Genomic DNA, 26,230 nt, shown 5'->3' on the forward strand with positions numbered 1-26,230 from the left:
GCCCGCTGAAGCAGGGTGGGATTTGTTCCAGCGCGACAATCTCATGAGGTGCCACGCACCCGACGGCGCACCTCGCTCGGACTGGCGCCCCACCACCGTCGTACGGCGTGGCTGAGGCCGGACTGGTCGGCGAAGCCCGCCATCGCGGCCACCTGTCCAAGAGGCAGTTCGGTGGTGGTGATGTAGCGCAGCGCGAGACCCTGCCGTACGTCCTCGAGGATCTCCTCGAAGCTGGTCGACTCCGCGGCGAGCCGCCGTTGCAGCGTACGGGGATGCATCGCAAGAAGCCGCGCGACGTGACCGATCGCCGCAGGGGTGGTGCCGACGCTCCCGGCCAGGGCCCGCCGGACGTGCGTGGAGACCAAGCGCTCCGGATCGGTGTGGTGACTGGCCAGGTAGTCGACGGCGAGCCGGCGGATCACCGCGTCAGCGCTGCGGAACTCCTCGTCGAGCAGTCGCCGTTCCACGCGCAGCGCGGCGGTCGGGCACCCGAACTTCACATCCACGCCGAAGAACTCGGTGTACCGCGACACCGGCGACAGAGGCTGGTGCGGCAGCTCCACCGCCCGAAGGCCTGCCAGGCTGCCGACCAGAGCCACTGCCACCTGGTGAAAGAGGCCGAGCCCCAGCTCCATGGCCTGCGGGGAGTACGGCGACTCGCGCAGATCCTTCCGATAGGTCAGCGCGACCACCTCACGACACCCCCGCGGATCCGGTTCCACACCGACGCTCAGCGCCGAGCTGTGCACGAACATGAACCGCGAGGCACACTCCAGTGCCTCCGCCACCGTCGACGACGCCTGGATGGCCAGCGCCAGCCGGCCGAGAATGCTGAGATCCTGGCGGCAAGCCAGGCGAAGACCGAAATCAGGGCATCGAAGCTCACGGGCGACCGCGTCGAGCATCAGGTCGTGGCTTGTGATCGGGATGAGCCCCTCCTCGGAGGAGAGCGCCTGCCAAGGGATCGCGAACCGCCCCATGAACTCCCCGGGGTCGCCGTCGAGTTCCTCGACGAGGCGCGCGAACCCGCGCAGGCTGGCGCCCCGAATCATCGCACCCACCCGGGCGAGGCTAACCCCAGCAGGTGTGCGGTCAAGGGGAAAGTCCGGCCTCCATGGGATCGCCTGAATCTGGACACAGAGCCCTGCTGGAAGTGTCCCGGTTCGTTTGATCTTCGCCGGTAGCGTGGCCGCTCAACCGGGCAGAGACAACCTGCCGGTGACGCTCCTGCCGTACTCGTCTCACTTCCCTGCATGACTGTGACGCGGGATGCCGTGCCCGCAGTTCATCGGGTCGGGTCGGCGAGCTGGTTGTAGAGATCCATGGGGGTCACGTAGCCCTCCCACCGTCCATCGTCAAAGAGCTCAATGCCGGCGTCCTTGTACGCCTGGTCGCACAGCTGGGAGCAGATCATGTGCCCGGTCGACTCCACATAGGTGCGCAGTCCGGGCACCGGGAGGTGGAAGCGGTGCGCGGCGAGCGCGGCGTAGTCGAGGAAGCTGTATGGGACGTCGCGGTACTTGAGGGCGCAGGAGACGATGGCCTCGCGCTGGGCCGGCGTCAACTCGGCCGGCGACACGTACAGCACCTGGCGGTCGTCGTACTCGGACAGCGGGACGACCTGGGCGCCGCCGGGCTCGGCCTCGATGAGCTGGTCGTCGGGCAGCACGATGAAGGCGTGCTCGTACGGGCCGAAGCCGTCGCCGTTGAGCCACTGCCCGATCTGGATGAGCCGGCCGACGGGGCCGGTGATGCCGGTCAGTCCGATGTCGCCGGGCTGGGGTTGGGTACGGATCACTGGGGCCTCCTGAGCGGCCGTGAGGGTGAGCGGGAGGGAGCTGGGGCCAGTCGGTAGGCCTGTACGCGCGGCGGCAGGTATCTCAGCGGATGAGCGTCTTGTGCGGGTCGTAGGTGAGCTTCCCGCCGTACTTCGGCGCGGCGGGGTTGTCCTCGTTATGCCCACGGACCGGCATCAGGCATCCTGGCTTGAGGTCTTCGGTCTTCAAAGACCAGGCCGCGCATCGCGCCCAACAGCTTGCGCAGCGCACGGTCGAGGCCGGCGACGTCGGGATAGGGTCCGGTGCGCCTGTCTGCGACCCGGGGGGCCAACTGGCAACAAGGGAGCCAGGCGTCAGCGTGCCGTGCTCCCGGGTGTGTCACATGCCGTTGATCATTCCGAAGGTCGAGCAGGCGGCCGGGGAGCTGCCGACGGATCCAGGCGACCGACCGCGTTCCTGGTGCAGAGTGCACCGATATCCGGAGTGATCGGCGCCCCTGATCGGTACGGAGACGGCGGGGTGCGAGCGCTGCCCGCCACCGACCAAGCGCTCCCCTACAGGCATCCAGGCCTCGGCCGGTTCCTCACCTCACAGATGGTGCGCCGGCTCCACGCCTACACCGTCATCACCCTGTGCGACCTCCCCGATCTCTGACCCCACCGCCGCGAGCCCCCGTCCCTTGCCCGCACGACGTCCCCACCCTGGTGCCGGGCCGTCCTCACCCCTCCCCCACGCGGCCCGGCACCAGGGCCGACCACCAGCCGCCCGCCTACCGCCGCCCTCTCTCCAAGCTCCTGCACCTGTCCGGACCCCATGGCTCACACGGCGCACAGGGCCGGACGAAGCAAGGGTGGCTCCATGGTCACCCCTCACAAAGAGGCGGCAGTCCTGTATCGAGGCCGGCAGGACAGGCACGGCTGCCGCGTACCGCCGCGCCCGGCCGAGTGATTCCTGTATGCCGCTCGGGCTGCAGACCAACGTGCCGCCCAAGGACAGTGATGTCTCTTCACTACCGTCGAGGAACGCCGGCGGTTGCAGGTACCGGTAGCGGTCCTGTCCGGGAAGTGTTGAGGAGTTGAGCGTCCATGGCCGTGTGTGAGGTCTGCGGCAACGACTACGAGATGTCATTCGAAGTGCACGCCAAGGGAGGGGTCCACACCTTCGACAGCCTCGAATGCGCCGCCCAGAAGATGGCGCCGATCTGCGACAACTGCCAATGCCGCATCCTCGGTCACGGCCTCCAGGCCGACGGGCAGTTCTTCTGCTGCGCGCACTGCGCCCGCCAGCAGGGCAGGGCAGAGCTCGTCGACCACGCCTGACCCACACCACCGGGACGTTCCAGACCCCCGTCTGGACCGAGCACACGGCGGCCCCCGGCACCGGCGGTGCCTTCTAATAGTCGTTTCTTATGGTGGTCTTGGGTCCGCGCCGTGCAGGGATACTGCTTTGGTGCTGTTGACGTGGATCGCTGAGGTGGCGGACGAGCCATTGGCGCTGGAGCCGGGTGACCGGCGGGTGGAGTGGGAGACCAACACCTGGTCGCTGGGTGCGGCGGACGAGGACAGGAGGTCGTTGTCCGCCGCTGAGGTGGTCGCTGCCTTCGAGCGGACCGCTGCTGCCATCCGGGAACACATTCGCGAACTGGGCTTTTCCGGAGTGGCGACGTTCTATGTGTGGCACGACGCGCAAGCCGGGCAGCTCCGGTGCTCGACCGGTTCTGTGCCCCCGGATGCGTTGCCGTTCAGCAGTAACTATGTGGTTTCCGACGACCTTGGTCCGGTCGTCGAGGCGTTCCTGGCCGACAGCAAGCCGGGCATCGTCGCCTGGTCGGACCTGGACGACGTGGAAGGCCACTTGGAGCAGACGGAGACCAAGCCGGAGATCACGCCCTTGCCTGTCTGGGCCAGCAGTGTTGGAGCCTCACACTGAGTGGTCCGGCCCGTCCACACGGACGAGCCGGCCGTGAGCAGATGAGGGCTGCGGCTATGCCGACGGAGGCGAGGAAGTGCTCTGCCTTGCGTTCGTTGCGGCGCTGGAGCCGGCGGCAGCCAGCGAGCCAGGACACGGCCCTCAACAACCCATCGGTGGAGGCCGAGTCACTGTGAGGACTCGATCCCTTTGCGGGCGATGCGGTAGCGGATGCCGCGTTTGCGGAGCCATCGGCGCAGGTGGTCGTGGTCGTACCCTTGTCGGCGCGCAGCTTCGCCGGACGGCGACGACTGAGTCCGTGACGGGAACGCATGGGCGGGATACCGCGCACGAGCGGCTCAAGGCCCTGACTGTCGTGCAGGTTGGCGCTGGAGATTCCCAGCGACAGCGGGAGTCCGTTCCGGTCCGTGATCAGATTGACCTTGGATCCCAGCTTGCCGCGGTCGGTCGGATTCGGTCCGGTCAGTACGTTCTCGCGGTCCGCACGACGGTCTGCACCTCGGGCAGCTTGATCCAAGACATTATCGGGTTTTCTTTCGGGGTTCAGGCGACGACGGTGAAGCCGTGCTTGTCGCCGAGTCGGGTGCAGCGGCGGCAGAGGAGTCCGCGTCGAACGAGGCGATCAGCCCCTGGGCCCCGACTCCGGGCGCGGCCAGCGCGCCCAGTCCGGCCAAGGCCATCAGCACGGTCTTCGCCGACGTCCCGTTGCGACTGTTGCCCGAACCACAGCCGGCTTGATCGTGCTTCTCGTAGCCGAGGTGCTCGGTCATCTCCGCGTCCAGGGCCCGCTCCAGTACAGCCCGGGACCTTCGTCAGCAACCCACACTCTGGCCCAGCAGCGCCCGCTCCTGAGGCCTCGGCGCGATCCATCAACCGCTCGACGACCTCGTCCTCGACCGCTCGACGGCCGGGTCTTCCTTTTCTGCCATGTCCGTCCGTCCCGACTGGTCATGGCCCCCAGCTGGGCCGCGGCCGGCCTGTCACATTACGGACTTACACGAGCTTTCGGACGCGCTCGCCATCACGAGGCGAGCAGGGAGTCGCGCAGCATTACCCGGGAGGTGATACCGAGTTTCGGAAAGATTTTGTACAGGTGGGCGCCGATGGTGCGTGGTGACACGTGCAGCAGTTGCCCTATCTGCTTGTTCGTCATGCCCTGCGCCGCCAGTTCCGCGATGCGCAGTTCTTGCGGGCTCAAGGAAGCCAAGCCCGGGACTGTGGCTGCTGTTTGCGGCGTGCCGGCGGTGCGCAGCTCCTCGCAGGCGCGCTTGGCCCATGGTTCGGCTTGCAGACGGCGGAAGATCTCCAGAGCCTGCCCCAGGTGAACCCGTGCGGCCGTCCGGTCCGAGCGGCGGCGCAGCCATTCACCGTAGGCGAGTTGGATGCGGGCCAGTTCGAAGGGCCACTGGTCGGCGTCGGGTTCGGCCAACGCGGCCTGGAAGAGCGTGTCGGCTTGCTCGTCGTCGGCTGCCAGTGCCGCCGATCCGGCCAGGATGAGCGCGTGGCGCGAGGAGATGGCGTCGATGCGGGCCGCTTGACCAGCAGCCACGTGGGCGCGTGCCTGATCGATGCGTCCGGTGCGTATGCACGCCTCGACCAGGTCCAGGAAGACGCGGTGGAAGTGCTGGAAGAACGCGGGGAGCTCACCCGGTGGCGTCAGTGCGCTGGCGCGGGCGTAGGCCTCCTCGTAGGCCCCTCGCGTGACGGCCTCCCGTACGTGGGCCTCGGTGACTCTTCTGAGCAGCCGGTTCATGCGCCGCGGTCGCGCCCATGCGGTGATCGTGTCACTGAGGGTCTGAAGCCGTGCCTGGTCGCCGCGGGATGCCGCGACCTGGGCCTCGACGCTGCGCAAGAGATATGTGAAGTTGTCCGAGTGGCTCCGCTCGATGCCCTCCTCGGACAGTGCCTCGACCTCCTCCCAGCGGCCCCGGGCGTAGGCGTCGTACTGCCGCGTCGGCATCACGAGCGGCTGACTCTCGTAGGAGCAACGCTCCATCAGTTCGCGCCACACCGCAGTGAAGTCGCCGAAGGCCTCGATGGAGTGCGCCGCACCCACCAGCCAATATGCCCGGGTGGTGCGCCGCCCTTGTGGCAGTTCGGTGACCGCCCGCTGCAACCGCTCGCGCACGGTGTGCGCGGTGCGGGCCGGGTCTGCAGCCGCGTCGTAAGCCAATCGAGCCAAGGACGACACCCGGTCCAGAAACTGGCGCACCGGTTCCCACCGCTCCTGTCCTCCTCCCAACCAGAAGCAGGCCCGCATCAGGACATCGAATGCGTCCTCCACTGCCGGATCGTGTCGCTCGTCGGGCCCGATGGCCTCCGCCACGGGGAGAATGGCCTGGTAGGCGCCCTCGGCATCGCCGTCGCGGTGCAACATCAACAGCGCGGCGGTCGTGGTCCGGCGCAACGCCAGCTCGATGGGCAACTCCTCTTGTTCGGTTGCCTTCAGCAGACGCTCGGCTGTCTGCAGTTGTCCGCCGGTGACGGCCACGAACGCGGCCTCCACCAGTCGTAGGGCCCGGTCGTGCGGGTCGGGACTCAACTCCGCTGCACGTGCCAGCGCTACCGTCGCCTCCGCGGCACCTCCGCGGTTCAAGTCGCGCTCCGCGGCGTCGACCAGGGCCTGGGCCGCGATCTCGTCCGAGCCGTCGGCCGCGTCGGCCAGATGCCAGGCCCGCCGCACCGGATCGGCCGTGAGCACTTCCGCCAGGGCCTGATGCGCGGCGCGGCGCACCACCAAGGGGGCCATACGCACGACCGCGGATCGCACCAGCGGATGCCGGAATACGATCTTCTCGCTCCCGGCGTCCACGGTGACCAGGCCGCTGGCCTGCCCGGCGTCCAGAGCCTCCTCGTCCCAGCCGTGCCAGGTGCGGGCGGCTTCCCGCACCGTCCGCAAGCCGCCTGGACCCCCTCCGGTCAGCGCTGCCAGAAGCATCGTGTTGCGGACCGGTTGGGGCAGCGTACGGATCCGACCCGCGAAGCCTTCTTCCAGCCGCTCGCCCAGCGGAAGCCAGGACGGCAGCGGATCCGCCCCGCGCTGCTGGCGCCGGGTGAGCTGCGCCGGCAGCTCGACCAGCGCCAGAGGATTGCCCATGGCCTCGCCCAGGACGCAGCGCGCGGTCGGCGCGGCGAGACCTGGATGTGCCGAGGCCAGCAGGGCGGCGGCGTCCTGAGCAGGGAGCGGTGCGACGTCGAGCATGTCGATGCCGGCCGAGTCCAGGGGATTGCGCCATCCGTTGCGAGCCGCTGTCAAGACGACGACGGGCAGGGGGGCGATGCGGCGCTGGATGAAACTGAGGATCTGGGCACTGGAGGCATCGACCCACTGCACGTCATCAGCGATCACGAGCAGGGGCTCGGTGTGCGCCGCATGCTGCAGCAGGGCCAGGGCTGCCACCGAGACGGCGAAGCGGTCGGGTGCCCCGCCGTCGACCACACCGAAAGCCCGGTTCAACGCCGTCTGCTGGGCCAGAGGGAGCTCCCCGATGCGGTCGAGCAGCGGATACAGGACCTGGTGCAGGGCCGCGAAAGCCAGCTCGGACTCCTGCTCCACCCCCGCGGCCCGAAGCACCCAAAAGCCCGCCTGCACCGCATGGTCCGCCGCCCAGTCCAGCAGAACCGTCTTGCCCACTCCCGGCTCACCACGCAATAGCAAAGCCGCACCGGCCTCGTGCACCTGGTCTACCGCCGATCCCAACACGGCGAGCTCCGGTGACCTGCCCACCAGCGCCACGGGACGGCTGCGTCCCTCACCGGGATGCCGTATTCCGATCTTCTCCTCCTCAAGCACGCTAAGCGGAATCCAGGACATAAACACCTCTGACCGTTATGTCGGAGAAGGGGTTTGTGAGTGTCCGCACCCTCACCGGAGGCACAGGGGCATCCCGGCTAGGAGCTGGTCGAAAAAGCATTCCGCTCCTCGAAGAGATCAAGGAGTCGACTCCGGGCGAGGAGCCAGGAGAGAGCCGACAGCCGCGGCGTCCTGCTCATCCGCCGCGAAGTGCAGCGGCGTCCACCCCCGACGGCTCTCACGACCCAAGCCCCGATCCTCATCCCTCATGCCCACCACCATCACGATCGCTTGACGAAGGAGATAGGGGCCCTGCAGACGCGGGGCGAGTACGCGTACGAAACGTTGTGGAAACGGGGCACGCACCATCGTCCACCTGCCCGCCGACCGTGCGGTGCAGTTTGTGTCCGCCTGCTCAGGGTTTTTCTCAGCCTCAAGGGCACTCGGCCTGTGAGCGCGGAGGTACTGAGATGAGTACCGGAGAGAAAGCCAAGGCAAAGGCCGAACAAGTTGTAGGAAAAACCGTACGAAAGGTGGCCCACGCAGTACACAAAGAAACCCTCGCAGCAAAGGGTGCGGCCCTCGAAGCGCGGGGCAAGATGCGGGGCGCGAAAGAGGCTACCAAGGACTCCTTCAAGCACTGAATATCCTGGCCATCCTGGCAGGGAGCGCAACAGAGGCGGTTCGCGTCCTCGTGAGGAGGGCGCCCGACACACCTTCGACACAGTCTGTGCCGCTGGTGCCCTCTGACGAGCTCCGCCGCAGCTCAGAGGGCTATGCGGGATGATTGACGCATTCTCTCCGGAGCCATGTGCGCAGGTTCGAATCCTGCCGGGGCACTCGCCGACAACCAGCACAGATCATGCGCTGACCAGGGCGGATGTCATGAATGAAGAGCCGGGCCCAGTCTCACTGAGAGTCCGGCTCTTTGTCGTTGTTGCGCCCTGATCGCGATAGACCGGCGATAGAGGATGCACCTAGCCCTAGACGTCTGCCCGATCATGGGACACAAGAACACGGAGAGCTGTATGGCTATGCCATGAAGCTCCTTGACCCGCTGGCGAGCGTTTCCAACCTTGTTGCCTGCATCCGCTGACCTCCGCCCTGGCAGTCGCCGTGCTCACTACCCAGGCCAACCGCAAGTTTGGAGAGTCGAAGCGAGTAGCGCAAGATCACCGACGACGAAGCCGAGCTGCCGGCGTTCTTCGACTTCCCGGCCGAGCACTGGATCCACTTGCGCACCACGAATCCGATCGAGTCCACGTTCGCCACCGTCCGGCTGCGGACCAAGGTCACCCGAGGGGCCGGCTCCCGCAGCGCCGCCCTGGCCATGGCCTTCAAGGCGAGACACGAAGGGCTTGATTTCAGCTGGAACAAGGGGGTGCCCCTATGGGTTTCGTCAACCCGGGGGCGGGCTGGGGCCGTAGAAGGCAGGGCCCCGGCGTTTGCCTCGGATGTCTGGTTGATCATGTGATGCCGTAGAGGGCGAGGACGCGGTGGCGTTCGGTGTGGGCTCGGCGTCCGGCGGCGGTGTTGACGTACCCGGCGAGTTTGAGTGCACTGCGGATCAGGTCGCGGACGGCGGCGAGCACGGCTGGCGTATTGCGGGTCCTGACCTGGGACTTGTCCTCACTGAAGACGACATCACGCACCCAGTGGACGGTGTTCTCCACGGTCCAGTGCCCGCGAGCCCAGGCGGCGATCTCGGCGGCAGATGCCTGCTCAGCGGGCAGATCGGTGATGGCGTAGACGGTCTCGCTGGACCACTTCTTCGCTCCGTAGAGGCGGCGCCTGCGCTGAATGCGCAGGACTTGACGGGCGTTGGGGAAGAGCAGGCCGTCGACGGTGACGACCTGTACGTGGCGCTGCTCGTGGCGGCCGTGGCCGCGGGTGTCGTCACGGTGGATCACGGGGACCTCTTTCCAGGGCAGCCGGTGGAGTTGGCGGGCCTGACCGCGCTGGTTGTTCTTGATCGTGAGGAGGTAGTGGGCGCCGCGTTCGTGCAGGTAGGCGGCGTGGGCGTGCTGGGCGTGGAGAGCATCGGCGGTGATGACCGCGCCGGCGAGTTCCACGTCGTCGATCTGGTCGAGCAGGGGTGCGAACTCGGGGATTTCGTTCGTCTTCGCGCCGATCTCGCGGGAGGCCAGGGTGATGCCGTCGCCGTGGCGGACCGCGGAGAGCACGAAGACCCGGCTGCCGTCAGGGCGCCTGGCACCGCGCAGGCATTTGCCGTCCACCGCGATCGCCCGGCGCCTTTGACGCACCGGATCGGTCTGGGCGGCAGCCTGGTGGGCCCGGCGCTGTTCGCGTTCCGGGCCGCCGTCCGGCATCAGCAGCGCGGGATGCGCGCGCTCGTCGGAGAGCAGGGACGTCAGGTAGGCGAACCCGGCCGCGCTGAGCTCGGCCGGATCAAGGCGCCCCAGCACGCTGCGCAGGGTCTTCTCGCTCGGCACCCGGTAACGGCCCAGGAGCGGGTGGTAGGGCAGGCCGAAGGCGGCCAGTTCCTCGGGGGCCGCACGCCGGCACCACTCCGCTGCCGCAGTGATCGAGTCGTGGCCCGCGGGCGTCATCGCGCAGACCACCAGGGCCAGCAGGGAGGAGAGCCGGTAACGCACACCGCTGGCTCCGCGCGGATCGGTGAGTGACTCGAACTCCGCGACCAGGCTGCCGACTTGATCCCGGGCGGCACCCTCACGCAGATCTTGCAGGCGGGGTGCGGGGCAGACAGGAGCAGGGATGGGGGATGATGGTGGGACGAACACGGCACCTTCGTGGATCTTGAAGCGTAGAGAACTCCATGATCCACAGGGGCCGTGTTCGCCTGCTTCCGGGGCCCGCCGCCGACGTCAACCGACCCAAGGTCGGACGAGCCGGGCAAACGCCGGGGCCCTGCCGTAGAAGGTGCCGTGGACAAGGGCCACCGGGTTGAGCTCATGCCCACCCAGCCCGAACCAAGCGATCACGTTCGGAAAGCGGATGGCGTCTCAGTCAGATGCTGATGTCGCTGATATGGACGCGTACAAGGTTGGTCCAGTCGCTGCGGGTCGGGGTGCGTCGGAGACTGGGACTCGATGACGATCCGCCCAGGAGCCCGGGGACAGCAGGGTAATGACACGCGACCGCACACCTCTGGTCAGCTGGATTCGATGGCCTTCTCTCCTGCCTGCCGCGGTGCTCCTCGTCGCGGTCGTCGTCGACGTACTGACCCCGTCAGGATTCAGCGTGTTTCCGCTGCTGGCGGCCGCTCCCGTACTGGCCGCCCCCGTGTACTCGTTGCCGGGCGTAATCGCCACCGGCGTAGCGACACAGCTGATCGGGATGGCCGCGGCGTACACGAAGAGCGCCGCCTTTACCGAATACTCCGTCCGGTTCACGAGCGTCGTAGTCCTGACCGTTCTTGCCGCGATCCTCAACCGGGTCATGGCCAAAGACCGGAAGCAGTTGAAAGACACCCGCGAGGTAGCCGAGGCTGTCCAGCGGGCGGTGCTCCCCATCCCTCCCGAGCGGGTCGGGCCGCTGGACGTGGCCTCCCGGTACCGGGCCGCCGCGAAGGAGGCGGCCATCGGTGGCGACCTCTACGCCATCCACCCCACACCCGACAGCGTTCGGATGATGATTGCCGACGTGCGGGGGAAGGGACTGGGCGCCGTCCGAACCGTCAACAGGCTGCTCGGCGCCTTCTACGAGGCCGTGGCTCACATCCCCGGCTTGACCGATGTGGTCGACCGCCTGGAGGAGGTCATGCAGAGGGTCGATGTCGAGGAGCAGGAGGGCACTGAGTCCTTTGCCACCGCCGTCCTCATCGACGTCCCCAACGACGGCTCCGCCATATACATGATCAATCTGGGACACCCGGCGCCGCTCCTTGTCCACCAGGGCCGCGCGAGTCCGCTCGAGCCGTCTGCCCCATCCCTGCCCCTGGGCTTGGGCGGCCTGGGCCGCACCCGGGTGCCGGTCGATCGGTACACCCTGCCGCACGACGCGACCCTGGTGCTGTTCACTGACGGCCTGGTCGAGGCACGCGACCGCCACGGCACCTTCTACGATCCCGTGCCATTCCTGTCCCGTCCCCTCCCAACGGACCCCGGTGTGATCCTGGACGCTCTCATCGCCGATCTGACCCGGTACACCGAAGGACGCCTGGACGACGATGCCGCCCTCATGGCCGTTACCCGCCTGCCGGACGCGTCCGGCGACGCATACAAGACTCGCTCCCGCACCTGAGGGGTCGCCCAAGGCTTGTCCCCGCAACTGATCTTGAGGTCGATGCGTGCGGTCAACGGCCACGAGATGCGCGGCTACCCGGCGAGGACGAGGTTGTGCAGGCGGGCGATGCCCCACTCCTGGCCAGATCGCGTACGTGGTCGACCTGCAAGATCGGCATGCCTGCTGGGGTCCGTTTTTTGGGGAGGTCTGCGCACGCAGGGCTCGTGCAGTTGCCCTTGCTGCGCCATATGACCGCGCAGGGATCCTGGGGCGCTCAGGCGGCGTTGGCGGGGGTCCCCTGGTGCAGAACTGCCTCCCGTACTGATCGGGTGAGGTCCGCTGCAGCCTCTTGGCCCCGGCCCGAGTCGGGCGACAGAACGGTGCCGAAGCTGCCCTTGTCTCCCCAGGTGCAGGCGATGATCTGCTGGTTGCCGTTCGTTTGACAGGACAGGCACCGTATGGTGCCGCCGAGGCGGCCGGGGTCGGCGAACCAAGTCTTGCCTGTGGTCAGCCCCGTAGCGCTGAGGCCCAACTGGAAGCTGTCCTGGATGGATCCGAGCGCGTCGGGGGTCATGTCGTGAAAGTCGCCGACTGCACCGCGTACACCACTTCCAAGGACGCAACCCTCCCATGGGGTCCCTGTGGAGCGGTAGGGCGCCTGCGGAGGGAAAGACCAGGTCACTGCGTGATCGCCGTGCGGTCTGCAACTCTGTCGGCTCAACCTTCCCAGGTTGGAATCCTGCCGCCGCCACACGGGAGAAATCCCCCTCTGATCTGCGGAGACGCAGAACAGAGGGGGTCTGTCCATATTCGAACGGACGGAGCCGTGCGCGCAGGTTCGAACGTTCCCTGCCCAACTCTGGGAAGGCACCCAGTCATCGAGAGCCGACCTGGTCCGGTCCGGCTCCTTGCCGTGCTCCCGCACCGCTGCGGGATCCCAGTCCTTGCCCTCAATCCGAGCGGCGACGATATGGATCCTCTCGGCCGTCTTGCTCAGGTTGGCTCAAGCGTTGGGACGCTTGCCGTGATTGGCCTTCTTCTTCTTGCGGCCGCGCCGCTTGTTCCCTCGTTTAGCCACGGTGCACATCTCCCTAATTCTGGACTTTCTACGCATCGGTCATTCTAGATTCGGCCCGGAGCGTCCGCATCAGCGGTGCCGCGGCGTGGCGCACATAGACCGCGCCTGTCTCGCCAGATCCTCGCGGGCCCGGCTGCGGGAAGGCGGCATGTCAGGCCATCCCACAGCCGGGCGCCAGCCGGTTCAGCGAGTGATCACGCCGGCGTCGAGATGCACGGTGGACCGGCCGGAGGCGCTGCCGGAAAGAATGCGCAGCCGGACGTTGCCCCGGCCCGCATCCAGCCCGGCACCGGCAGCAGTGGCAGGGCGGCGGCCCACTCCTGGTCCGACATGTCCGTGGGATACCGGCGCTCACGCACCCCGTGCTCGGCGGCGTTCCCGAACCGGTGCGCAAGACGGTCACACGTGAGAGTGGCCGAAATGGACTTCACCCCCGCAGTGACGTACAAGTGCGACAACGAGCCTCCTGGTACTCGAGTTGGCGTAGACACCCACCGAGCTACCAAGAGGCCCTCTCCCCATGCCCGGCAGTCGTCGTAATCACCCGATCGAGACTCCCGTTCGGCGAACGCCACTCAAGAGCAAATAGGACGGGAGCCGCGTCGCGGCTGCCCGTTCGCCGTTACCCACTCCGGCGACACCAAGGGCGAACCTCCGTTGTCGGTGGCATGGACTAACGTCCGTGCTCGCCGTTGACAGGAGGAGCCGTGGACACACAGACAAACTGGTCAGGGATCCGGGAACGTGTAATCGCGGTGGTGGAGGCACGGTGTCGGGCACGCGGCTGGGGGCCTCCACAGCACCCCGTCTTCGAGCCGGTCCTGACTGCCGCAGAGATTGCTGAGGCCGAGGCCCAATACGGAGTCAAACTCCCCGAGGAGTACCGCACCTTCTTGGCGGAGGTCGGCGCGGGCGGACCCGGACCCGAATTCGAGCTGACGTCGTTGCGCCGGGTCGACGGGAATTGGGGCTGGGTCTGGGAAGACGGCGATCCCATTCCGCTGGACCCGAGCGAGCCCTTCGTGGAGACGGAAGAATGGGCCGACCGACAGCTGGCGACCCTTCGCGCTGCCGGGTACGAGCCCACCACCCGCGACGAGGACGACGACTACCTGAACGACTACCGCAAGGTCTTCGGCGACGCCGCAGACCGCATCTGGCACGAGCAGCGTGATCGGGGCGCGATCCTCATCAGCGACAACGGATGCGGGATGACCAGTTGGCTCATCATCGTCGGCCCGCACCGCGGAGAACTCCGCGACCGGAACGTTGGGACCAACCCGCCCTACATACCGTTCGTCGATGTGCACGGAAACCGCCACAACTTCCACACCTGGTATCTCGAATGGCTCGAGCGGAGAGAGAGGGAAGTCCTGGGATCCTGGGACGACGGTCCTGGCCCGCAGTAGCTCTCAGGTCGGCGGCCCCCGCGGTCCAACCCATGCCGACACCGGCAGCACCCTCCGCATCACCCGCCCGCTCCGGCATCCGTCCCCGAACCCGCGCTCTGTTCGACCCGGGCGACCACACGACCGGAAGAGAAGCAGCTACTAACGGGGCCCGCATTGGACTTGCTTCGCTGAGCAGGGCCTCATCTGCGCGCACTCGAAGTCGTATACCGCGAAATCGGTGACCGGGCGGTACCCGAGCCGCTGGTAGAGGGCGTTGCTGGTCGGGTTGGCCAGGTCCGCGAACAGCAGGACGTGCGCCGCGCCCGCGGCCAGCGCGGCCCGGCTCACCTCGATCGTCGCAGCGCCCGCATAACCGCGGCCGCGCAGGTGGGCTGGGGTACAGACGGGGGCTACCCGGATCTGGCCGGCGATCATCGGAGTCACGCCCGCCATGGAAACGGGGGTACCGTCCGGGTCTCCTAGAACGTGACGCGTCCAGAGGCGATGCGCGTGCCGGCCCAGGAGTCGGCGTCGGTGGAGGAGTGCTCTCCGATGGCGGCAACGAACTTGCGTCTCCAGAGCGTGAGTTGCTCGCGGTCCTGCTCGCCCGCGACTCGACCCCGGCCCTCCGGGAGCGCCTCCGGTGGCGTGAGCGTACCGAGGCGGTACAGGCGCTTCCGCTCGTGGAGCGTCGGCGTTGCGCCCGTGTGCCGCTGCCAGGCCTCGGCGACGGCGGTGGCGGTGTCGTGGTCCGCGCTGACGCCGGGGAGGGGGCGACCGAGACTGGCCAGGTGAGCGGCGAGGGTGTCGGCCTCCTCGGGGGTGAGGGGGGTGAGGTTCAGACGGTGGGGCGGGGTGCGGAAGAAGGTCGCGCGAACCTCGCCCTCCCGCTCCAGCCAGCCGAAGACTGGAGCTTCGGTGCCGTACGCGTCCACCCCGCGTGTTCGAAGTGTCTCGGTCACCGTCAGCGGGAGGGTGTGCAGGGCCGGGCGCAAGTGCAGGAAGTCTCCGGCTCGGACGAGAAAGCAGTCGAGGTCGTCGGTGAGGTGCCAGTCATCCGGGCGCATCCCTCATGATCCCTCGTACTGTCGGCGGGCGCCCGCGGTTTTCCGCCGGGCCGAGACGACAGGACCCAGTTCGAATAGTGCCGAGTGCGCACAGATCAGTGCGCCCCAGAGATCCGGGGCCACGGGCGTGCCGCCTACGTCCCGGCCGACCTCGGTCGTGGTCTCACTTCTGGTCTCATTCGCACGGGTACCGCCCCGTCCGGATGAGTACCAGCGCCGATCAAGATCCAGGCCAACGAGCGCACACAAACGCAGGTGAACGGCTCCGTGCGGCCCGCCGATGGGCACGAGCACACTTGGAAAGCGTGCACCCTAGAACGTTCCTTCTTCCTGGAACCTTCTGCCTCGCCACCCACTGTCGTCAAGAACACATCGTCGGCGGAGCGCGGTCGACGCCCGGAAGCGGACGCGACCCACACCGCTCACGATCTTCCTCCGGAGTGTCATCGGAGCAGCGGAAGCGGGATACAAGCCGACGAAGATCCTCGGCGTCCAGCCACAGTGGGACACGTCCTCTCGCCCTCTCGGCTTCGGGATCCGTCGGCTTGATCCCAGGCATGAGCCGCAGCCCAGCCGTGCCCATTGCGTGCCCGGTTCGATGGGACGCGGCGGGGACTCATGGGTGGTGCCGTAACCGGGATCACACTGCGTAGTAGACGGCCGGTCGACTATCCTGCTTCCGGTAGGCCGAACAGGCTCGGGAGCAACGCATCGAGATCAAGCGGACCGGCCGCCGAACCGCCGAACCGCGGGGCGTACGGCCCTCACAGACAGGGAGATACCACATATGCGTGTCGAAATCTGGGCCGATATCGCCTGCCCGTGGTGCTACATCGGCAGGGCACGCTTCACCCAAGGGCTCGCCGGCTTCGCGCACCGTGATCAGGTTGAGGTGGTTCACCGGTCATTCGAGCTGAACCCCGAGGCTGAGAACGGCACCGTCCCGATCATCGACGCGGTCGCTGCACAATACGGGCGCACCCGAGAACAGCAGATCGCCAGAGAAGAGCAGGCTGCGGCCATGGCGCAATCCTTGGGGCTGGGCTACCTCGTCGGAGGACGTCTCTTCGGAAACACCTTCGACGTTCACCGTCTCCTTCATTTCGCCAAGACCCGCAGCCTTCAGGTCGAGTTGATGGATCTCGCCTTCCAAGTGAACTTCGCGGACAAACGCTCGGTGTACGACAAGGAGACTTTGGTCGGTTTGGCCGTCGAGGTGGGCCTGAACGAAGCCGAGGTCCGAGCAGTACTCGACGATCCGGATGCGTACGCCGCGGAAGTGCGGGCCGACGAGCGGTTGGCCGCTGAACTGGGCGCACGTGGCGTACCCTTCTTCGTCCTCAACCGGCAATACGGGGTCAGCGGCGTCCAATCGGCCGAGTCATACACCCGGGCACTGGAGCAGGCCTGGGCGGCCCGTTAGACGACCAGGTCAGGTACGTGGAGCAACGACCAGGCTTCCAAGACAGCGCCGCACCACTACCGCACGTTCCGTAGGAGACCCCATGAGTAGGACATTCCTCATCACCGGCGTAAGTAGCGGCCTTGGGCGGGCCTTCGCCCAGGAAGCGCTGGCCGCCGGAGACCTCGTGGTCGGCACAGTCCGCAATCCAGAGCAGATCGGCGCGTTCGAGGCCCTGGCATCCGGGCGCGCCGTCGCCAAGTTGCTGGACGTGACCGACGATGACGCCGTCGCGGCGGTGGTGGACGACGTCGAGCGGACCGTCGGTCCCATCGATGCGCTGATCAGCAACGCCGGGTACGGCTTGGAGGGCACCGTCGAGGAGTCCGGCATGGACGACCTTCGTCGGCAGTTCGACGTCAACGTGTTCGGCAGCGTCGCCGTCATCAAGGCCGTGCTGCCCCATATGCGGCGGCGGCGCAGCGGCCGCATCGTCACGGTGTCGTCCATGGCGGGGCTGACGGCGCTGCCTGGAGTGGCCTTCTACGGCGCCAGCAAGTTCGCCATGGAAGGCATCGCCGCTTCGCTGGCTCAGGAAGTCGCCGGCTTCGGCATCCATGTGACCTCCCTGGCGCTCGGCTCATTCCGTACGGACTGGGCCGGCCGCTCGATGGTCCGCGTTCCGCGCACCGTGCCGGACTACGACGCCGTGTTCGGCCCGATCCGGGCCGCCCGGCAGACAAAAGACGGCAAGCAGGCCGGCGACCCCGCACGCGCCGCGAAGGCCCTCCTCCAGGTCCTCGACAGCGACAAGCCGCCCGTCCATCTCGTGCTCGGCAGCGACGCCGTGCGCCTGGTCGAGCAGGGGCAGCGGCAGTTGGCCGACGACCTGGCCGCATGGTCCGAGCTGTCGGCCTCCACCGACTTCCCCACCGACGACTGACCGCCTCCGACCCGCCGGCCCTCGCCGGCCGGCCCCGGGCCACAACGACACGAACCGCACCGGCAATTGGAGTTACCCGTGTCCGCATCCACCTCCCCTACCTCCCCTACACCCGTCGGCTTCTGGTTCGACCCCGTGTGCCCGTGGACCTGGCTCACCTCCCGCTGGATGCTGGAAGTCGCCAGGACCCGGCCCGTCGAGGTGTCCTGGCACGTCATGAGCCTGTCCGTCCTGAACGAGAACCGGCTGGATGAACTCCCTGAGCGCATCCGCGTGCTGATGGGCGAAGCTTGGGCACCGGTACGCGTCCTGACTGCCGCCGCCCTCAGACACGGGCCCGAGGTACTCGAACCCCTATACACCGCCCTCGGCACCCGCTATCACCTGCAGCAGCAGCCCAAGGACCGGGCCACGCTGGAAGCCTCCCTGCGGGAGACCGGACTGCCGGTGGATCTGGCCGACATCGGTGCCACGGACCGTTACGACGACGAGCTGCGGGCATCCCACCGCCGAGGAATCACCCTGGTCGGCCAGGACGTCGGCAGCCCGATCATCAGCGTCCCCGGTCCGGACGCGGGCAGCGACCCCATCGCCTTCTTCGGCCCCGTCGTGACCCCAGCCCCCAAAGGCGAGGACGCCGCCCGGCTCTGGGACGGCGTGCTCGCCGTCGCCTCCACGCCGGGTTTCTACGAGATCAAGCGCACGCGCACCAGCGGGCCCGATTTCAGCTGAGCCGCAGGCACACGCGTAGGGCTGATCGACGCCCACACCTTCCGGGCGGCCCCTGACCGGCCTCACCTCACTAGGTGTCGTGCAGCAGGGTGTCGAAGTCGCGGACGATACCGGGCGGTGTTGTCGAGGTGTAGGTACAACGGAAGGCGCGGGTGCGCTCGCCGACGCGCCCGGACCGCAGCCGCATCCCGTCGTGGACGGCGGGGTGGCGAGGGCATACGCGGAGTCGATGCGGCCGGGGGTCACCGGTCAGGCGCGTGTGCGCCTTGAAGACGGCCCACCAGTCCTGGCGCACGGCGTCGAAGCGACGGTGACGGTGGGCGGCGCCGGCCGGACCACAGCGGTTCACCCCCCAGGGCCGTTCACCCCGCCGGGGGGGCGGGGATGTCCTGCTCGGTCCAGATGCATTTGCCGTCGCGGAGGTATCGGGCGCCCCAGCGTCTGGAGAGGGCGGCGACGAGTTGCAGGCCGCGGCCGCCCTCGTCGGTGTAGGCGGCGTGGCGGATGCGCGGGGTGCTGAGGCTGCCGTCATAGACCTCGCAGGTCAGGGAGCGGCTGCGCAGCAGGCGCAGCCGGATGGGGCCCTTGGCGTGCCGGATCACGTTGCCGATCAGCTCGCTGGCCAGCAGCTCGGTGGTGATCGCGAGATCGTCCAGTCCCCAGGCGGCCAGTTGCTGGCGGACGAATTCGCGGGCCTGTCCGGCCGCGCGGGGATCGTCCGGGAGGATGCAGCAGGCGACATCACCGGCGTCGACGGCCCGCGTGTGGGCGATCAGCAGCGCTGCGTCGTCGTTCGTCTGGCCATGGTCGGGCAGCAGGGCCGAGACCACCGTGTCGCACAGGTCGTCGAGGTGTTGGACGTCGTCGGCCTCGTCTCGCACCGTGAAGGTGGGCATCGCATTCTGGGCGAGGATCTGTTGCAGTCGGGCCAGTCCTTGGTCGACGTCCTGGGTGGCGGATTCGACGAGCCCGTCGGTGCACAGGACCAGCAGGCTCTCCTCGGGCAGAAGCAGTTGGTGCGTTTCGAACGGTGGCTCGGCGGCCCCGAGCGGCGGGTCGGCGGCCAGGTCGGGCCTGTGGACGGTGCCATCGGGATGGACGATGACCGGCGGGAGATGACCGGCCAGGGAGAACGAGCATATCCGGGTGATCGGGTCGAAGACGGCGTACAGGCAGGTGGCGTAGCAGTCCTCACCCAGGTCGCTGACCAGGTCATTGAGGTGGCTGAGTAGCTCGGCAGGGGGTATGTCCAGGTCGGCGAGGGTACGCACCGCGGTACGCAGCTGGCCCATGGTGGCCGCTTGGGGAATGCCGTGTCCCATCACGTCGCCGATCACCATGGCGACTCTGTCCGCGGACAGCGGGATCACGTCGTACCAGTCGCCACCGACGTGCTCGCCCCGGCCCGCGGGCAGGTAGCGTGCGGCCGCGCAGGCGGCAGGCAGGCAGGGCAGCGTCCGGGGAAGCAAGCCACGCTGCAGCTCCTGTGCCCGGGCGTGCTCCACGTCGTACAACCGGGCCCGCTCCAGCGACTGGCCGGCCAGACCGCTCACCGCGGTCAGCAGCGTGCGCTCCTCGTCGCTGAAGGATCGCGGCTGGGCGAAAGACACCAAAAACATGCCGATGGAGTGCCCGGAGGCGATCATGGGCAGGAACGCCCACGCGTTCTTCTGGGCCGGTGACGGAATATGCTGCAGCGCTGGATAGCGCTGGCAGTACTCTGCGGCTGATTCGATGAACCGGGGAGTACGCGATCCCAGCACGTCGGTGGCCACGGGGTAGTCGGCTATCGGGATCCCGTCGAGCAGACTGAGGAATTCCTGTGTGTATCCGGCGGAGCCGACCACACGCTGTCGGCCGCCTTCGAAGACCCAGAATATGAGCCCGTCGGCACCAAATGGCGGCAGGACGTGCGCCGCGACGGCCTGTACGACTTCCTGAGAGGTCAGGGCCTCGGCGAGTGCCGAGGTCAGCTTGCCCATTCGGACCGTCTGCTCAGAGCCGGCCGCCGAACCACGGACGGGCAGCCTGCCAGGCAGGTCCTCCAGGCACGCTGCGGCCCATCCCGCCACCGAATGCAGAAAAGATCGCTGCACCTCATCCGGCTCGCCGGCCCCTGCCATGATCACGGACAGCACACCTATCGGGCCATCGGCACCGGGAAGGGGCACCGCTGCCGTGCCGACTCCCCCGATGCCCAGGCTGTCCCCGCCCACCCAGGCATAGTCACCGCGCCGCAGGGCGCGTGCGGGCGCCACGTCCTGCTCGACGGAGAGATCCGCCCACGCCGCGGCGCTCCCCGCGGCCAACCCGCTGGCCGCAACCAGGTGCAACCGGCGAGCAGCAGGATCGCACCAGTGCAGGAACGCGCCCCGGCCGTCCACGCACTCCGTGGCCTTGAGAGCCAGCGTCAACGTCTCCGCGCCTCGCAAAGCTTTGTACGAGGCGGCCGGAATGCCCGGCCCTGACTGCTGGGGGTGACTCCCGGCTTTGGCTGTCGCAGGTGCCAACTCGACTCCTACTCACTCCTGGGTCACGGATCTGCACGTCGGCGACGGCAGCCCCACAAATCAGGCAAGCACACCTAAACACTACCTTGGCGCCGGTCCACATTCGTGCGGGTGCGTTTCCCCTAGAGTGACCTCACGGTTGGTGATCACGCTACGGTGGCGAAGTTCTGCGCCAGTGAGAATCCAAGGGCAGTCCAGTAAGAAGGCGGCGGGAGCCAGTGGTGGAGGTGGCCGCACAGGAGCCCGGCGAGTGGACGCACAGGGTGGGGGGACATGCTTGCGCTGCTGGGCCTGCAGGAGGCGACGCAACTGTTCGGCCTGTCCAGCCAGCAGAACCTGTCGGCGGTGGTGCGGCAGGGCCGGTTCGCGTCGGCGGACTACCGGCTGTCGGGGTCGCCGCTGTGGCTGCTGGACACGCTCATCGAGGCCGCTCCCGACATCCGGGCGAAGTCCCGCACCGTGGTGTGGGCGATCGTGCCGCAGGTCGAGGCGGCGCTGCGGCAGGGCCGCTACACCGGCCCCGGCTCTGTGATCGTCCCCCGTGGGCCTGCCGCAGCGAAGGCCCGCTGACCTGATCCTATGAGGGCCGGGCCCCCTTCCCTGCTCAGCCCGGCGATACCTATCGTCCGGGTATGTACGAGCTCAGGAGGGAGGCCCTCAATGTCTGTCTACGTCGGTATCGACGTGCACCGCAAGCGGTCGCAGATCGCGGTGGTCGAGGACGGCGGCGCGGTGCGGGTGAACCGGAACGTGCCCAACGGGGTGGAGCCGGTGCTTTCGGTGATCGGTGATCTTCCGATCGGGGCGCCGGTCGCCTTCGAGGCCGCCTACGGCTGGGGATGGCTGGTGGAGCTGCTGGAGGACTACGGATTCGAGCCGCATCTGGTGCATCCGCTGCGGTGCAAGGCGATCGCCTCCGCGCGACTGAAGAACGACAAGGTGGACGCGGCCACCCTGGCCCAGTTGCCGCGCGCAGATCTGCTACCGCAAGCGTGGATCGCCCCGCTGGACGTGCGGCAGCAGCGGGTCCTGGTGCGGCACCGCTGCCAGCTGGTGCGGCTGCGCACCCTGCTGCGCAACCGCGTCCACGCCGTCCTGGCGGATCACGGCTGCGACCGGCCCGGTGGCTACTCCACCGCTCCGGGCCGGGCCTGGCTGCAGGCCCTGGATCTGCCGGATGCCTCGCGCCGCGTGGTCGACGATCTTCTGGTCCTGATGGACGCCCTCAAGGAGCCGATCGACGCCTTGGACGCACAGCTGCTCGCACAGGCGCGGGGCGACCCCAGGGTCAAGGCGCTCACCCAGCTGCCGGGGGTGGGCACGCTCACCGCCCTGGTCATGGTCGCCGAGATCGGCGACGTCACCCGCTTCCCGTCCGCGCGCAAGCTCACCGCCTGGGCCGGGCTGACGCCTACCGTCCGGGGATCGGATCTCACCGTCAGGCACGGGCACATCTCCAAGCAAGGCTCGGACTGGCTGCGGTGGATCTTGTGCGAGGCCACCCAGACCGCGAAGCGGTCGCCGGACTTCTCCGTCGCCTACCAGCGCCTCGCTCATCGCCGGGGCAAGAAGATCGCCACCACCGCGGTGGCCCGCCGCCTGCTGGCTCGCGCCTACCACGTCCTGCGCGAGGTTGGATCCACCCAGCTTCAGAGGCGCCGATGACTCCAGCAGACGACAATCGCCGCAGACGGTCGCAGACCCCGGGTGAGCTCGCCTTTCCGCATGAGACGGCCCAACGGCCGCGCTCGATGACCTGATTGAGCAGCCCGGATCCCCGCATCACGATCATGGCGCCGAGCGCCGGCCCGGTGCCGGATGGGTGCCTGTGAGGCCACTCCGCCGGTCAGGACCCGCCGGGGATGTCAACGACCGTACCTGTGAATATCCGTGACGCTTCCTCGCCCTCATTCTCGACCGCCGCTCGTCGGCCTCCAGCTCGTTCGTCCTCGCCCCGATCATCCCTCGCGGGGCTCCAGGAGCTCCAACTGGACCCCTCCCACGCGGCGGGCTCACAGACGAACACGAAGAAGCCCAACAAGGAAAACGCCCCTGCTTCGACCAGGAAGCCGCAGGCGAGAGCCATCTACGCCCTTGACAGGCCCGGCCCTCATGGGTGCGGAAAGTACCTGGACACACCCCCAGCACGGCTAGAATAAGAGCGGAGGTCGGGAGCGTGCTGATGTTCTTCGCTCGGAGGAACAATGCACGCCACCGCAGCCCCGGCCCGGTCGTCGACCGCCGGGCGCGGGTTTCGAGCAAGCCGCTGGTTGATCTGTCAGACCGTTCATGAAAGATGTGCCCCACCATTGGATCGGTGCCGGCACATCCGGGGTGTCGTGCCCGTCTATCAGCAGCAAGTGCTCGACCTGGGCGACGGAATCCAGCCTGTCCAGCTGCCCGCCATCTCCCCCGGCCAGTCCATCCAGGAGCGGGTCGAGGTGTTCCACGCCCTCAACCCGTGGGTGCTGCGGCACCTGGAGGCGCCGGCCGCCGACTGCGTCACCAAGGGCTTCAAACGCGTCGGCATCGGGATGCTCTTCGAGCTACTGCGCTGGCGCTGGCGGTGCCGCCACCTTGGCCACGCCGACCATGGCATCCCGAGTCACCAGTTGGACGAGTTCCTCCTCGGTCAGCTGCTCGGTGCCGGCTGGTCGTTCGGGCAGTACCAGCCAGCGCGTCTCGCTGGTGGAGTCGCGGACGGTGATCTGTACGTCGTCGTCGAGTTCGAGGCCCATCTCGGACAGGAGCGTGCGGGGCTCCTTGACCACGCGTGCTCGGTAGGCGGGGTCCTTGTACCAGGTCGGGGGCAGGCCGAGCACGGACCAGGGGTAGCACGAGCACAGTGTGCAGACCACGACGTTGTGGGTGGTGGGAGTGTTCTCCACGACGTTGATGTGCCAGCCCATGGCGCCGGAGAACCCCAGCGCCTCGATCGCTGCGGTGCCGTCCTCCAGCAGCCACTGCCGGTAGTCGGGGTCCGTCCATGCCTTGGCGACGACCTTGGCCCCGTTGAGCGGGCCGACGTTGGTCTCGTAGGTGGTGATGATCCCGTCGACGGCTTTCGGGTCGATCAGGCGGCGCTCGGTGAGCAGCTGCTCGAGGGCTTCGACCCGCAGGGCCGTGGGAAGACTCTCACCCGATGGTTTGGTGGCGGTCATGAGGTGGCCTCCAGATAGCTTTCGTACATTTCCAGGGTGACGGCGAAGGCTTCGGCGTCTGCGCCCCACAGCTCACGCGAGTCGAATCGCACCGAATAGACGTGCTGCGGGTTCTCGCCCAGGAAGTGGGCGTTGGTGTCCGGCAGCACGTGTGCGGGCTGGATGAGATCCACCACTCCGATGTGGCCCCGCACGTAGCCCGGCAGTCGGGTGTGCCCGGGCACGGACACGTTCTTGGCACGCACCCGCTCGCCGACGGCGAAGGCCGGCGGGACGTCCAGCGTGCGCAGCGGGCCCTCGGCGGTCGGTGCGTAGTCGGGCCGGGCGGGCTCGGGCACCGGCGGCTCCTGCACGTGCTCACCGCGGAGGTTGCGGGCACGGGCCTCGACCGCGCCCGGCGCCAGGATCGCGCTGTCCGTCAGGAGCAGTTCCCCGCCGTTCAGCCAGCGTCCGAAGTAGCCCTCGTCCAGGTAGGCGGCCCGGTCCAGGCGCTCCAGCGAGTGCAGGGCCCCGGCGTTTGCCTCGGATGTCTGGTTGATCATGTGATGCCGTAGAGGGCGAGGACGCGGTGGCGTTCGGTGTGGGCTCGGCGTCCGGCGGCGGTGTTGACGTACCCGGCGAGTTTGAGTGCACTGCGGATCAGGTCGCGGACGGCGGCGAGCACGGCTGGCGTATTGCGGGTCCTGACCTGGGACTTGTCCTCACTGAAGACGACATCACGCACCCAGTGGACGGTGTTCTCCACGGTCCAGTGCCCGCGAGCCCAGGCGGCGATCTCGGCGGCAGATGCCTGCTCAGCGGGCAGATCGGTGATGGCGTAGACGGTCTCGCTGGACCACTTCTTCGCTCCGTAGAGGCGGCGCCTGCGCTGAATGCGCAGGACTTGACGGGCGTTGGGGAAGAGCAGGCCGTCGACGGTGACGACCTGTACGTGGCGCTGCTCGTGGCGGCCGTGGCCGCGGGTGTCGTCACGGTGGATCACGGGGACCTCTTTCCAGGGCAGCCGGTGGAGTTGGCGGGCCTGACCGCGCTGGTTGTTCTTGATCGTGAGGAGGTAGTGGGCGCCGCGTTCGTGCAGGTAGGCGGCGTGGGCGTGCTGGGCGTGGAGAGCATCGGCGGTGATGACCGCGCCGGCGAGTTCCACGTCGTCGATCTGGTCGAGCAGGGGTGCGAACTCGGGGATTTCGTTCGTCTTCGCGCCGATCTCGCGGGAGGCCAGGGTGATGCCGTCGCCGTGGCGGACCGCGGAGAGCACGAAGACCCGGCTGCCGTCAGGGCGCCTGGCACCGCGCAGGCATTTGCCGTCCACCGCGATCGCCCGGCGCCTTTGACGCACCGGATCGGTCTGGGCGGCAGCCTGGTGGGCCCGGCGCTGTTCGCGTTCCGGGCCGCCGTCCGGCATCAGCAGCGCGGGATGCGCGCGCTCGTCGGAGAGCAGGGACGTCAGGTAGGCGAACCCGGCCGCGCTGAGTTCGGCCGGATCAAGGCGCCCCAGCACGCTGCGCAGGGTCTTCTCGCTCGGCACCCGGTAACGGCCCAGGAGCGGGTGGTAGGGCAGGCCGAAGGCGGCCAGTTCCTCGGGGGCCGCACGCCGGCACCACTCCGCTGCCGCAGTGATCGAGTCGTGGCCCGCGGGCATCATCGCGCAGACCACCAGGGCCAGCAGGGAGGAAAGCCGGTAACGCACACCGCTGGCTCCGCGCGGATCGGTGAGTGACTCGAACTCCGCGACCAGGCTGCCGACTTGATCCCGGGCGGCACCCTCACGCAGATCTGGCAGGCGGGGTGCGGGGCAGACAGGAGCAGGGATGGGGGATGATGGTGGGACGAACACGGCACCTTCGTGGATCTTGAAGCGTAGAGAACTCCATGATCCACAGGGGCCGTGTTCGCCTGCTTCCGGGGCCCGCCGCCGACGTCAACCGACCCAAGGTCGGACGAGCCGGGCAAACGCCGGGGCCCTGCCAGCGAGTGGCGGAAGGCGTCCACGTTGGCCCCGGCGGCCCGTATGGACAAAAGCGCCAGGGCGAATGCGCGGCCGTGCCAGGGCTCCGCGAATACGGGTTCGTCCTTTCTCGGGGGGTGCACCAGGCCCCACCCTGATGTGCCGCCCATGTCGGCAATACCGTCCATGACATCACCCCTACATATGCGGAACAGCAGACTTATCTGTGTCAACGTGAGATGGCTGAGGCTTTCGCGGCACCGACGGTGGGGACCCGACTGGTGCCGTCCCGTCT

The 26,230-nt window shown here is 68.0% G+C and carries 24 protein-coding genes and 3 pseudogenes; 12 read left to right on the forward strand and 15 right to left on the reverse strand.

The features are described from left to right. Window positions 1-41: 41 nt before the first annotated feature. Window positions 42-1,052: an AraC family transcriptional regulator ligand-binding domain-containing protein gene (locus tag ACQEXA_RS01915; protein ID WP_433134416.1), complete on the reverse strand. Its 1,011-nt coding sequence runs from the start codon at window positions 1,050-1,052 to the stop codon at window positions 42-44. Window positions 1,053-1,285: 233 nt separating this feature from the next. Continuing rightward, window positions 1,286-1,798 carry a hypothetical protein gene (locus ACQEXA_RS01920; protein WP_432937817.1) on the reverse strand — a complete coding sequence of 171 codons (513 nt, stop codon included), beginning with the start codon at window positions 1,796-1,798 and terminating at the stop codon, window positions 1,286-1,288. A 499-nt stretch (window positions 1,799-2,297) separates the two neighbouring features. Here ACQEXA_RS01920 and ACQEXA_RS01925 point away from each other — a divergent pair, with 499 nt between their 5' ends. The 3 genes from ACQEXA_RS01925 to ACQEXA_RS01935 all read left to right on the forward strand — a co-directional run bounded on the left by ACQEXA_RS01925 (window position 2,298) and on the right by ACQEXA_RS01935 (window position 3,707). Continuing rightward, window positions 2,298-2,432: a hypothetical protein gene (locus tag ACQEXA_RS01925; RefSeq protein ID WP_432937816.1), complete on the forward strand. Its 135-nt coding sequence runs from the start codon at window positions 2,298-2,300 to the stop codon at window positions 2,430-2,432. 431 nt (window positions 2,433-2,863) lie between these two features. Then, window positions 2,864-3,097, forward strand: a complete 234-nt coding sequence (locus ACQEXA_RS01930; protein ID WP_432937814.1) for a hypothetical protein — start codon at window positions 2,864-2,866, stop codon at window positions 3,095-3,097. Window positions 3,098-3,227: 130 nt separating this feature from the next. Next, on the forward strand, window positions 3,228-3,707 hold the full coding sequence (locus ACQEXA_RS01935; RefSeq protein WP_432939948.1) for a hypothetical protein: 480 nt from the start codon (window positions 3,228-3,230) through the stop codon (window positions 3,705-3,707). Here ACQEXA_RS01935 and ACQEXA_RS01940 read toward each other — a convergent pair. The 3 genes and pseudogenes from ACQEXA_RS01940 to ACQEXA_RS01950 form a co-directional block, all read right to left on the reverse strand. Continuing rightward, on the reverse strand, window positions 3,661-4,224 hold the full coding sequence (locus tag ACQEXA_RS01940; protein ID WP_433128323.1) for a transposase: 564 nt from the start codon (window positions 4,222-4,224) through the stop codon (window positions 3,661-3,663). The two genes, ACQEXA_RS01935 and ACQEXA_RS01940, sit on opposite strands and share 47 nt — an antisense overlap. 163 nt (window positions 4,225-4,387) lie before the next feature. Next, window positions 4,388-4,577, reverse strand: a pseudogene (locus ACQEXA_RS01945) (transposase); the annotation flags it as partial. A 151-nt stretch (window positions 4,578-4,728) separates the two neighbouring features. Then, window positions 4,729-7,521, reverse strand: coding sequence for a helix-turn-helix transcriptional regulator (locus tag ACQEXA_RS01950; protein ID WP_433128325.1), 2,793 nt, complete (start codon window positions 7,519-7,521; stop codon window positions 4,729-4,731). Window positions 7,522-7,970: 449 nt separating this feature from the next. Here ACQEXA_RS01950 and ACQEXA_RS01955 point away from each other — a divergent pair, with 449 nt between their 5' ends. Continuing rightward, complete coding sequence (locus tag ACQEXA_RS01955; protein ID WP_433128327.1) at window positions 7,971-8,144, forward strand: hypothetical protein; 174 nt, start codon at window positions 7,971-7,973, stop codon at window positions 8,142-8,144. 524 nt (window positions 8,145-8,668) lie between these two features. Continuing rightward, a pseudogene (locus ACQEXA_RS01960) lies at window positions 8,669-8,842 on the forward strand (transposase); the annotation flags it as partial. A 124-nt stretch (window positions 8,843-8,966) separates the two neighbouring features. On the opposite strand, the gene ACQEXA_RS01965 reads toward ACQEXA_RS01960, so the two are convergent. Then, the gene (locus ACQEXA_RS01965; protein ID WP_433128038.1) at window positions 8,967-10,262 is read right to left on the reverse strand and encodes an ISAs1 family transposase; all 1,296 of its coding nucleotides are present in this window, start codon (window positions 10,260-10,262) and stop codon (window positions 8,967-8,969) included. A 409-nt stretch (window positions 10,263-10,671) separates the two neighbouring features. Here ACQEXA_RS01965 and ACQEXA_RS01970 point away from each other — a divergent pair, with 409 nt between their 5' ends. Next, window positions 10,672-11,724: a PP2C family protein-serine/threonine phosphatase gene (locus ACQEXA_RS01970; protein WP_432937806.1), complete on the forward strand. Its 1,053-nt coding sequence runs from the start codon at window positions 10,672-10,674 to the stop codon at window positions 11,722-11,724. A gap of 256 nt (window positions 11,725-11,980) precedes the next feature. Here the strand turns inward: ACQEXA_RS01970 and ACQEXA_RS01975 are convergent, their stop codons facing one another. After that, a complete protein-coding gene (locus ACQEXA_RS01975; RefSeq protein ID WP_433128329.1) occupies window positions 11,981-12,280 on the reverse strand; it encodes a hypothetical protein in 300 nt (99 codons plus the stop codon). Window positions 12,281-12,709: 429 nt separating this feature from the next. Continuing rightward, window positions 12,710-12,793 carry a 50S ribosomal protein bL37 gene (locus ACQEXA_RS01980; RefSeq protein ID WP_372496954.1) on the reverse strand — a complete coding sequence of 28 codons (84 nt, stop codon included), beginning with the start codon at window positions 12,791-12,793 and terminating at the stop codon, window positions 12,710-12,712. 698 nt (window positions 12,794-13,491) lie between these two features. Between ACQEXA_RS01980 and ACQEXA_RS01985 the strand changes: the two genes are divergently transcribed. Next, window positions 13,492-14,193 carry an SMI1/KNR4 family protein gene (locus tag ACQEXA_RS01985; RefSeq protein ID WP_432937804.1) on the forward strand — a complete coding sequence of 234 codons (702 nt, stop codon included), beginning with the start codon at window positions 13,492-13,494 and terminating at the stop codon, window positions 14,191-14,193. A gap of 141 nt (window positions 14,194-14,334) precedes the next feature. Here the strand turns inward: ACQEXA_RS01985 and ACQEXA_RS01990 are convergent. Then, window positions 14,335-15,242: pseudogene (locus tag ACQEXA_RS01990) on the reverse strand (GNAT family N-acetyltransferase). Window positions 15,243-16,029: 787 nt separating this feature from the next. Between ACQEXA_RS01990 and ACQEXA_RS01995 the strand changes: the two are divergent. The 3 genes from ACQEXA_RS01995 to ACQEXA_RS02005 all read left to right on the forward strand — a co-directional run bounded on the left by ACQEXA_RS01995 (window position 16,030) and on the right by ACQEXA_RS02005 (window position 18,319). Beyond that, window positions 16,030-16,665: a DsbA family oxidoreductase gene (locus ACQEXA_RS01995; protein ID WP_432937801.1), complete on the forward strand. Its 636-nt coding sequence runs from the start codon at window positions 16,030-16,032 to the stop codon at window positions 16,663-16,665. Window positions 16,666-16,747: 82 nt separating this feature from the next. Then, window positions 16,748-17,587, forward strand: a complete 840-nt coding sequence (locus tag ACQEXA_RS02000; protein ID WP_433128331.1) for an oxidoreductase — start codon at window positions 16,748-16,750, stop codon at window positions 17,585-17,587. Window positions 17,588-17,665: 78 nt separating this feature from the next. Beyond that, window positions 17,666-18,319 (forward strand): mycothiol-dependent nitroreductase Rv2466c family protein, encoded by a 654-nt coding sequence (locus ACQEXA_RS02005; RefSeq protein WP_432937797.1) that lies wholly within the window; start codon window positions 17,666-17,668, stop codon window positions 18,317-18,319. A 70-nt stretch (window positions 18,320-18,389) separates the two neighbouring features. Here ACQEXA_RS02005 and ACQEXA_RS02010 read toward each other — a convergent pair whose 3' ends face one another. Together ACQEXA_RS02010 and ACQEXA_RS02015 are read right to left on the reverse strand one after the other, a co-directional pair. After that, a complete protein-coding gene (locus tag ACQEXA_RS02010) occupies window positions 18,390-18,668 on the reverse strand; it encodes a hypothetical protein (RefSeq protein ID WP_433128333.1) in 279 nt (92 codons plus the stop codon). Between the two features lie 13 nt (window positions 18,669-18,681). After that, window positions 18,682-20,733, reverse strand: a complete 2,052-nt coding sequence (locus tag ACQEXA_RS02015) for an ATP-binding SpoIIE family protein phosphatase (protein WP_433128335.1) — start codon at window positions 20,731-20,733, stop codon at window positions 18,682-18,684. A 369-nt stretch (window positions 20,734-21,102) separates the two neighbouring features. Here ACQEXA_RS02015 and ACQEXA_RS02020 point away from each other — a divergent pair, with 369 nt between their 5' ends. Both ACQEXA_RS02020 and ACQEXA_RS02025 read left to right on the forward strand, forming a co-directional pair. After that, complete coding sequence (locus ACQEXA_RS02020; protein ID WP_433128337.1) at window positions 21,103-21,399, forward strand: hypothetical protein; 297 nt, start codon at window positions 21,103-21,105, stop codon at window positions 21,397-21,399. Between the two features lie 90 nt (window positions 21,400-21,489). Next, a complete protein-coding gene (locus ACQEXA_RS02025; RefSeq protein ID WP_433128339.1) occupies window positions 21,490-22,494 on the forward strand; it encodes an IS110 family transposase in 1,005 nt (334 codons plus the stop codon). A gap of 881 nt (window positions 22,495-23,375) precedes the next feature. Here the strand turns inward: ACQEXA_RS02025 and nthA are convergent. From nthA to ACQEXA_RS02045, 4 genes are read right to left on the reverse strand one after another with little or no spacing between them, the layout of a single operon-like run. Beyond that, window positions 23,376-23,990, reverse strand: coding sequence for a nitrile hydratase subunit alpha (gene nthA, locus ACQEXA_RS02030; RefSeq protein ID WP_432937784.1), 615 nt, complete (start codon window positions 23,988-23,990; stop codon window positions 23,376-23,378). After that, the gene (locus ACQEXA_RS02035) at window positions 23,987-24,532 is read right to left on the reverse strand and encodes an SH3-like domain-containing protein (RefSeq protein WP_433128341.1); all 546 of its coding nucleotides are present in this window, start codon (window positions 24,530-24,532) and stop codon (window positions 23,987-23,989) included. The genes nthA and ACQEXA_RS02035 overlap by 4 nt, the downstream gene beginning before the upstream one ends. Continuing rightward, complete coding sequence (locus ACQEXA_RS02040; RefSeq protein WP_433134418.1) at window positions 24,529-25,725, reverse strand: ISAs1 family transposase; 1,197 nt, start codon at window positions 25,723-25,725, stop codon at window positions 24,529-24,531. The genes ACQEXA_RS02035 and ACQEXA_RS02040 overlap by 4 nt, the downstream gene beginning before the upstream one ends. Next, window positions 25,629-26,123, reverse strand: a complete 495-nt coding sequence (locus ACQEXA_RS02045; RefSeq protein WP_433134420.1) for a hypothetical protein — start codon at window positions 26,121-26,123, stop codon at window positions 25,629-25,631. The genes ACQEXA_RS02040 and ACQEXA_RS02045 overlap by 97 nt, the downstream gene beginning before the upstream one ends. Between the last annotated feature and the right edge of the window lie 107 nt (window positions 26,124-26,230).

This window comes from Streptomyces sp. CA-106110 (assembly GCF_050936285.1).
GTDB lineage: Bacteria > Actinomycetota > Actinomycetes > Streptomycetales > Streptomycetaceae > Streptomyces.

Excerpts from the sequence above, each read along its gene's own strand:
- ACQEXA_RS01915 (WP_433134416.1), bottom strand. The coding sequence starts at position 1,052 with ATGATTCGGGGCGCCAGCCTGCGCGGGTTCGCGCGCCTCGTCGAGGAA.
- ACQEXA_RS01930 (WP_432937814.1), top strand. The coding sequence starts at position 2,864 with ATGGCCGTGTGTGAGGTCTGCGGCAACGACTACGAGATGTCATTCGAA.
- ACQEXA_RS01950 (WP_433128325.1), bottom strand. The coding sequence starts at position 7,521 with ATGTCCTGGATTCCGCTTAGCGTGCTTGAGGAGGAGAAGATCGGAATA.
- ACQEXA_RS01955 (WP_433128327.1), top strand. The coding sequence starts at position 7,971 with ATGAGTACCGGAGAGAAAGCCAAGGCAAAGGCCGAACAAGTTGTAGGA.
- ACQEXA_RS01975 (WP_433128329.1), bottom strand. The coding sequence starts at position 12,280 with ATGACCCCCGACGCGCTCGGATCCATCCAGGACAGCTTCCAGTTGGGC.
- ACQEXA_RS01980 (WP_372496954.1), bottom strand. The coding sequence starts at position 12,793 with ATGTGCACCGTGGCTAAACGAGGGAACAAGCGGCGCGGCCGCAAGAAG.
- ACQEXA_RS01995 (WP_432937801.1), top strand. The coding sequence starts at position 16,030 with ATGCGTGTCGAAATCTGGGCCGATATCGCCTGCCCGTGGTGCTACATC.
- ACQEXA_RS02000 (WP_433128331.1), top strand. The coding sequence starts at position 16,748 with ATGAGTAGGACATTCCTCATCACCGGCGTAAGTAGCGGCCTTGGGCGG.
- ACQEXA_RS02020 (WP_433128337.1), top strand. The coding sequence starts at position 21,103 with ATGCTTGCGCTGCTGGGCCTGCAGGAGGCGACGCAACTGTTCGGCCTG.
- ACQEXA_RS02025 (WP_433128339.1), top strand. The coding sequence starts at position 21,490 with ATGTCTGTCTACGTCGGTATCGACGTGCACCGCAAGCGGTCGCAGATC.
- nthA (WP_432937784.1), bottom strand. The coding sequence starts at position 23,990 with ATGACCGCCACCAAACCATCGGGTGAGAGTCTTCCCACGGCCCTGCGG.
- ACQEXA_RS02035 (WP_433128341.1), bottom strand. The coding sequence starts at position 24,532 with ATGATCAACCAGACATCCGAGGCAAACGCCGGGGCCCTGCACTCGCTG.
- ACQEXA_RS02045 (WP_433134420.1), bottom strand. The coding sequence starts at position 26,123 with ATGGACGGTATTGCCGACATGGGCGGCACATCAGGGTGGGGCCTGGTG.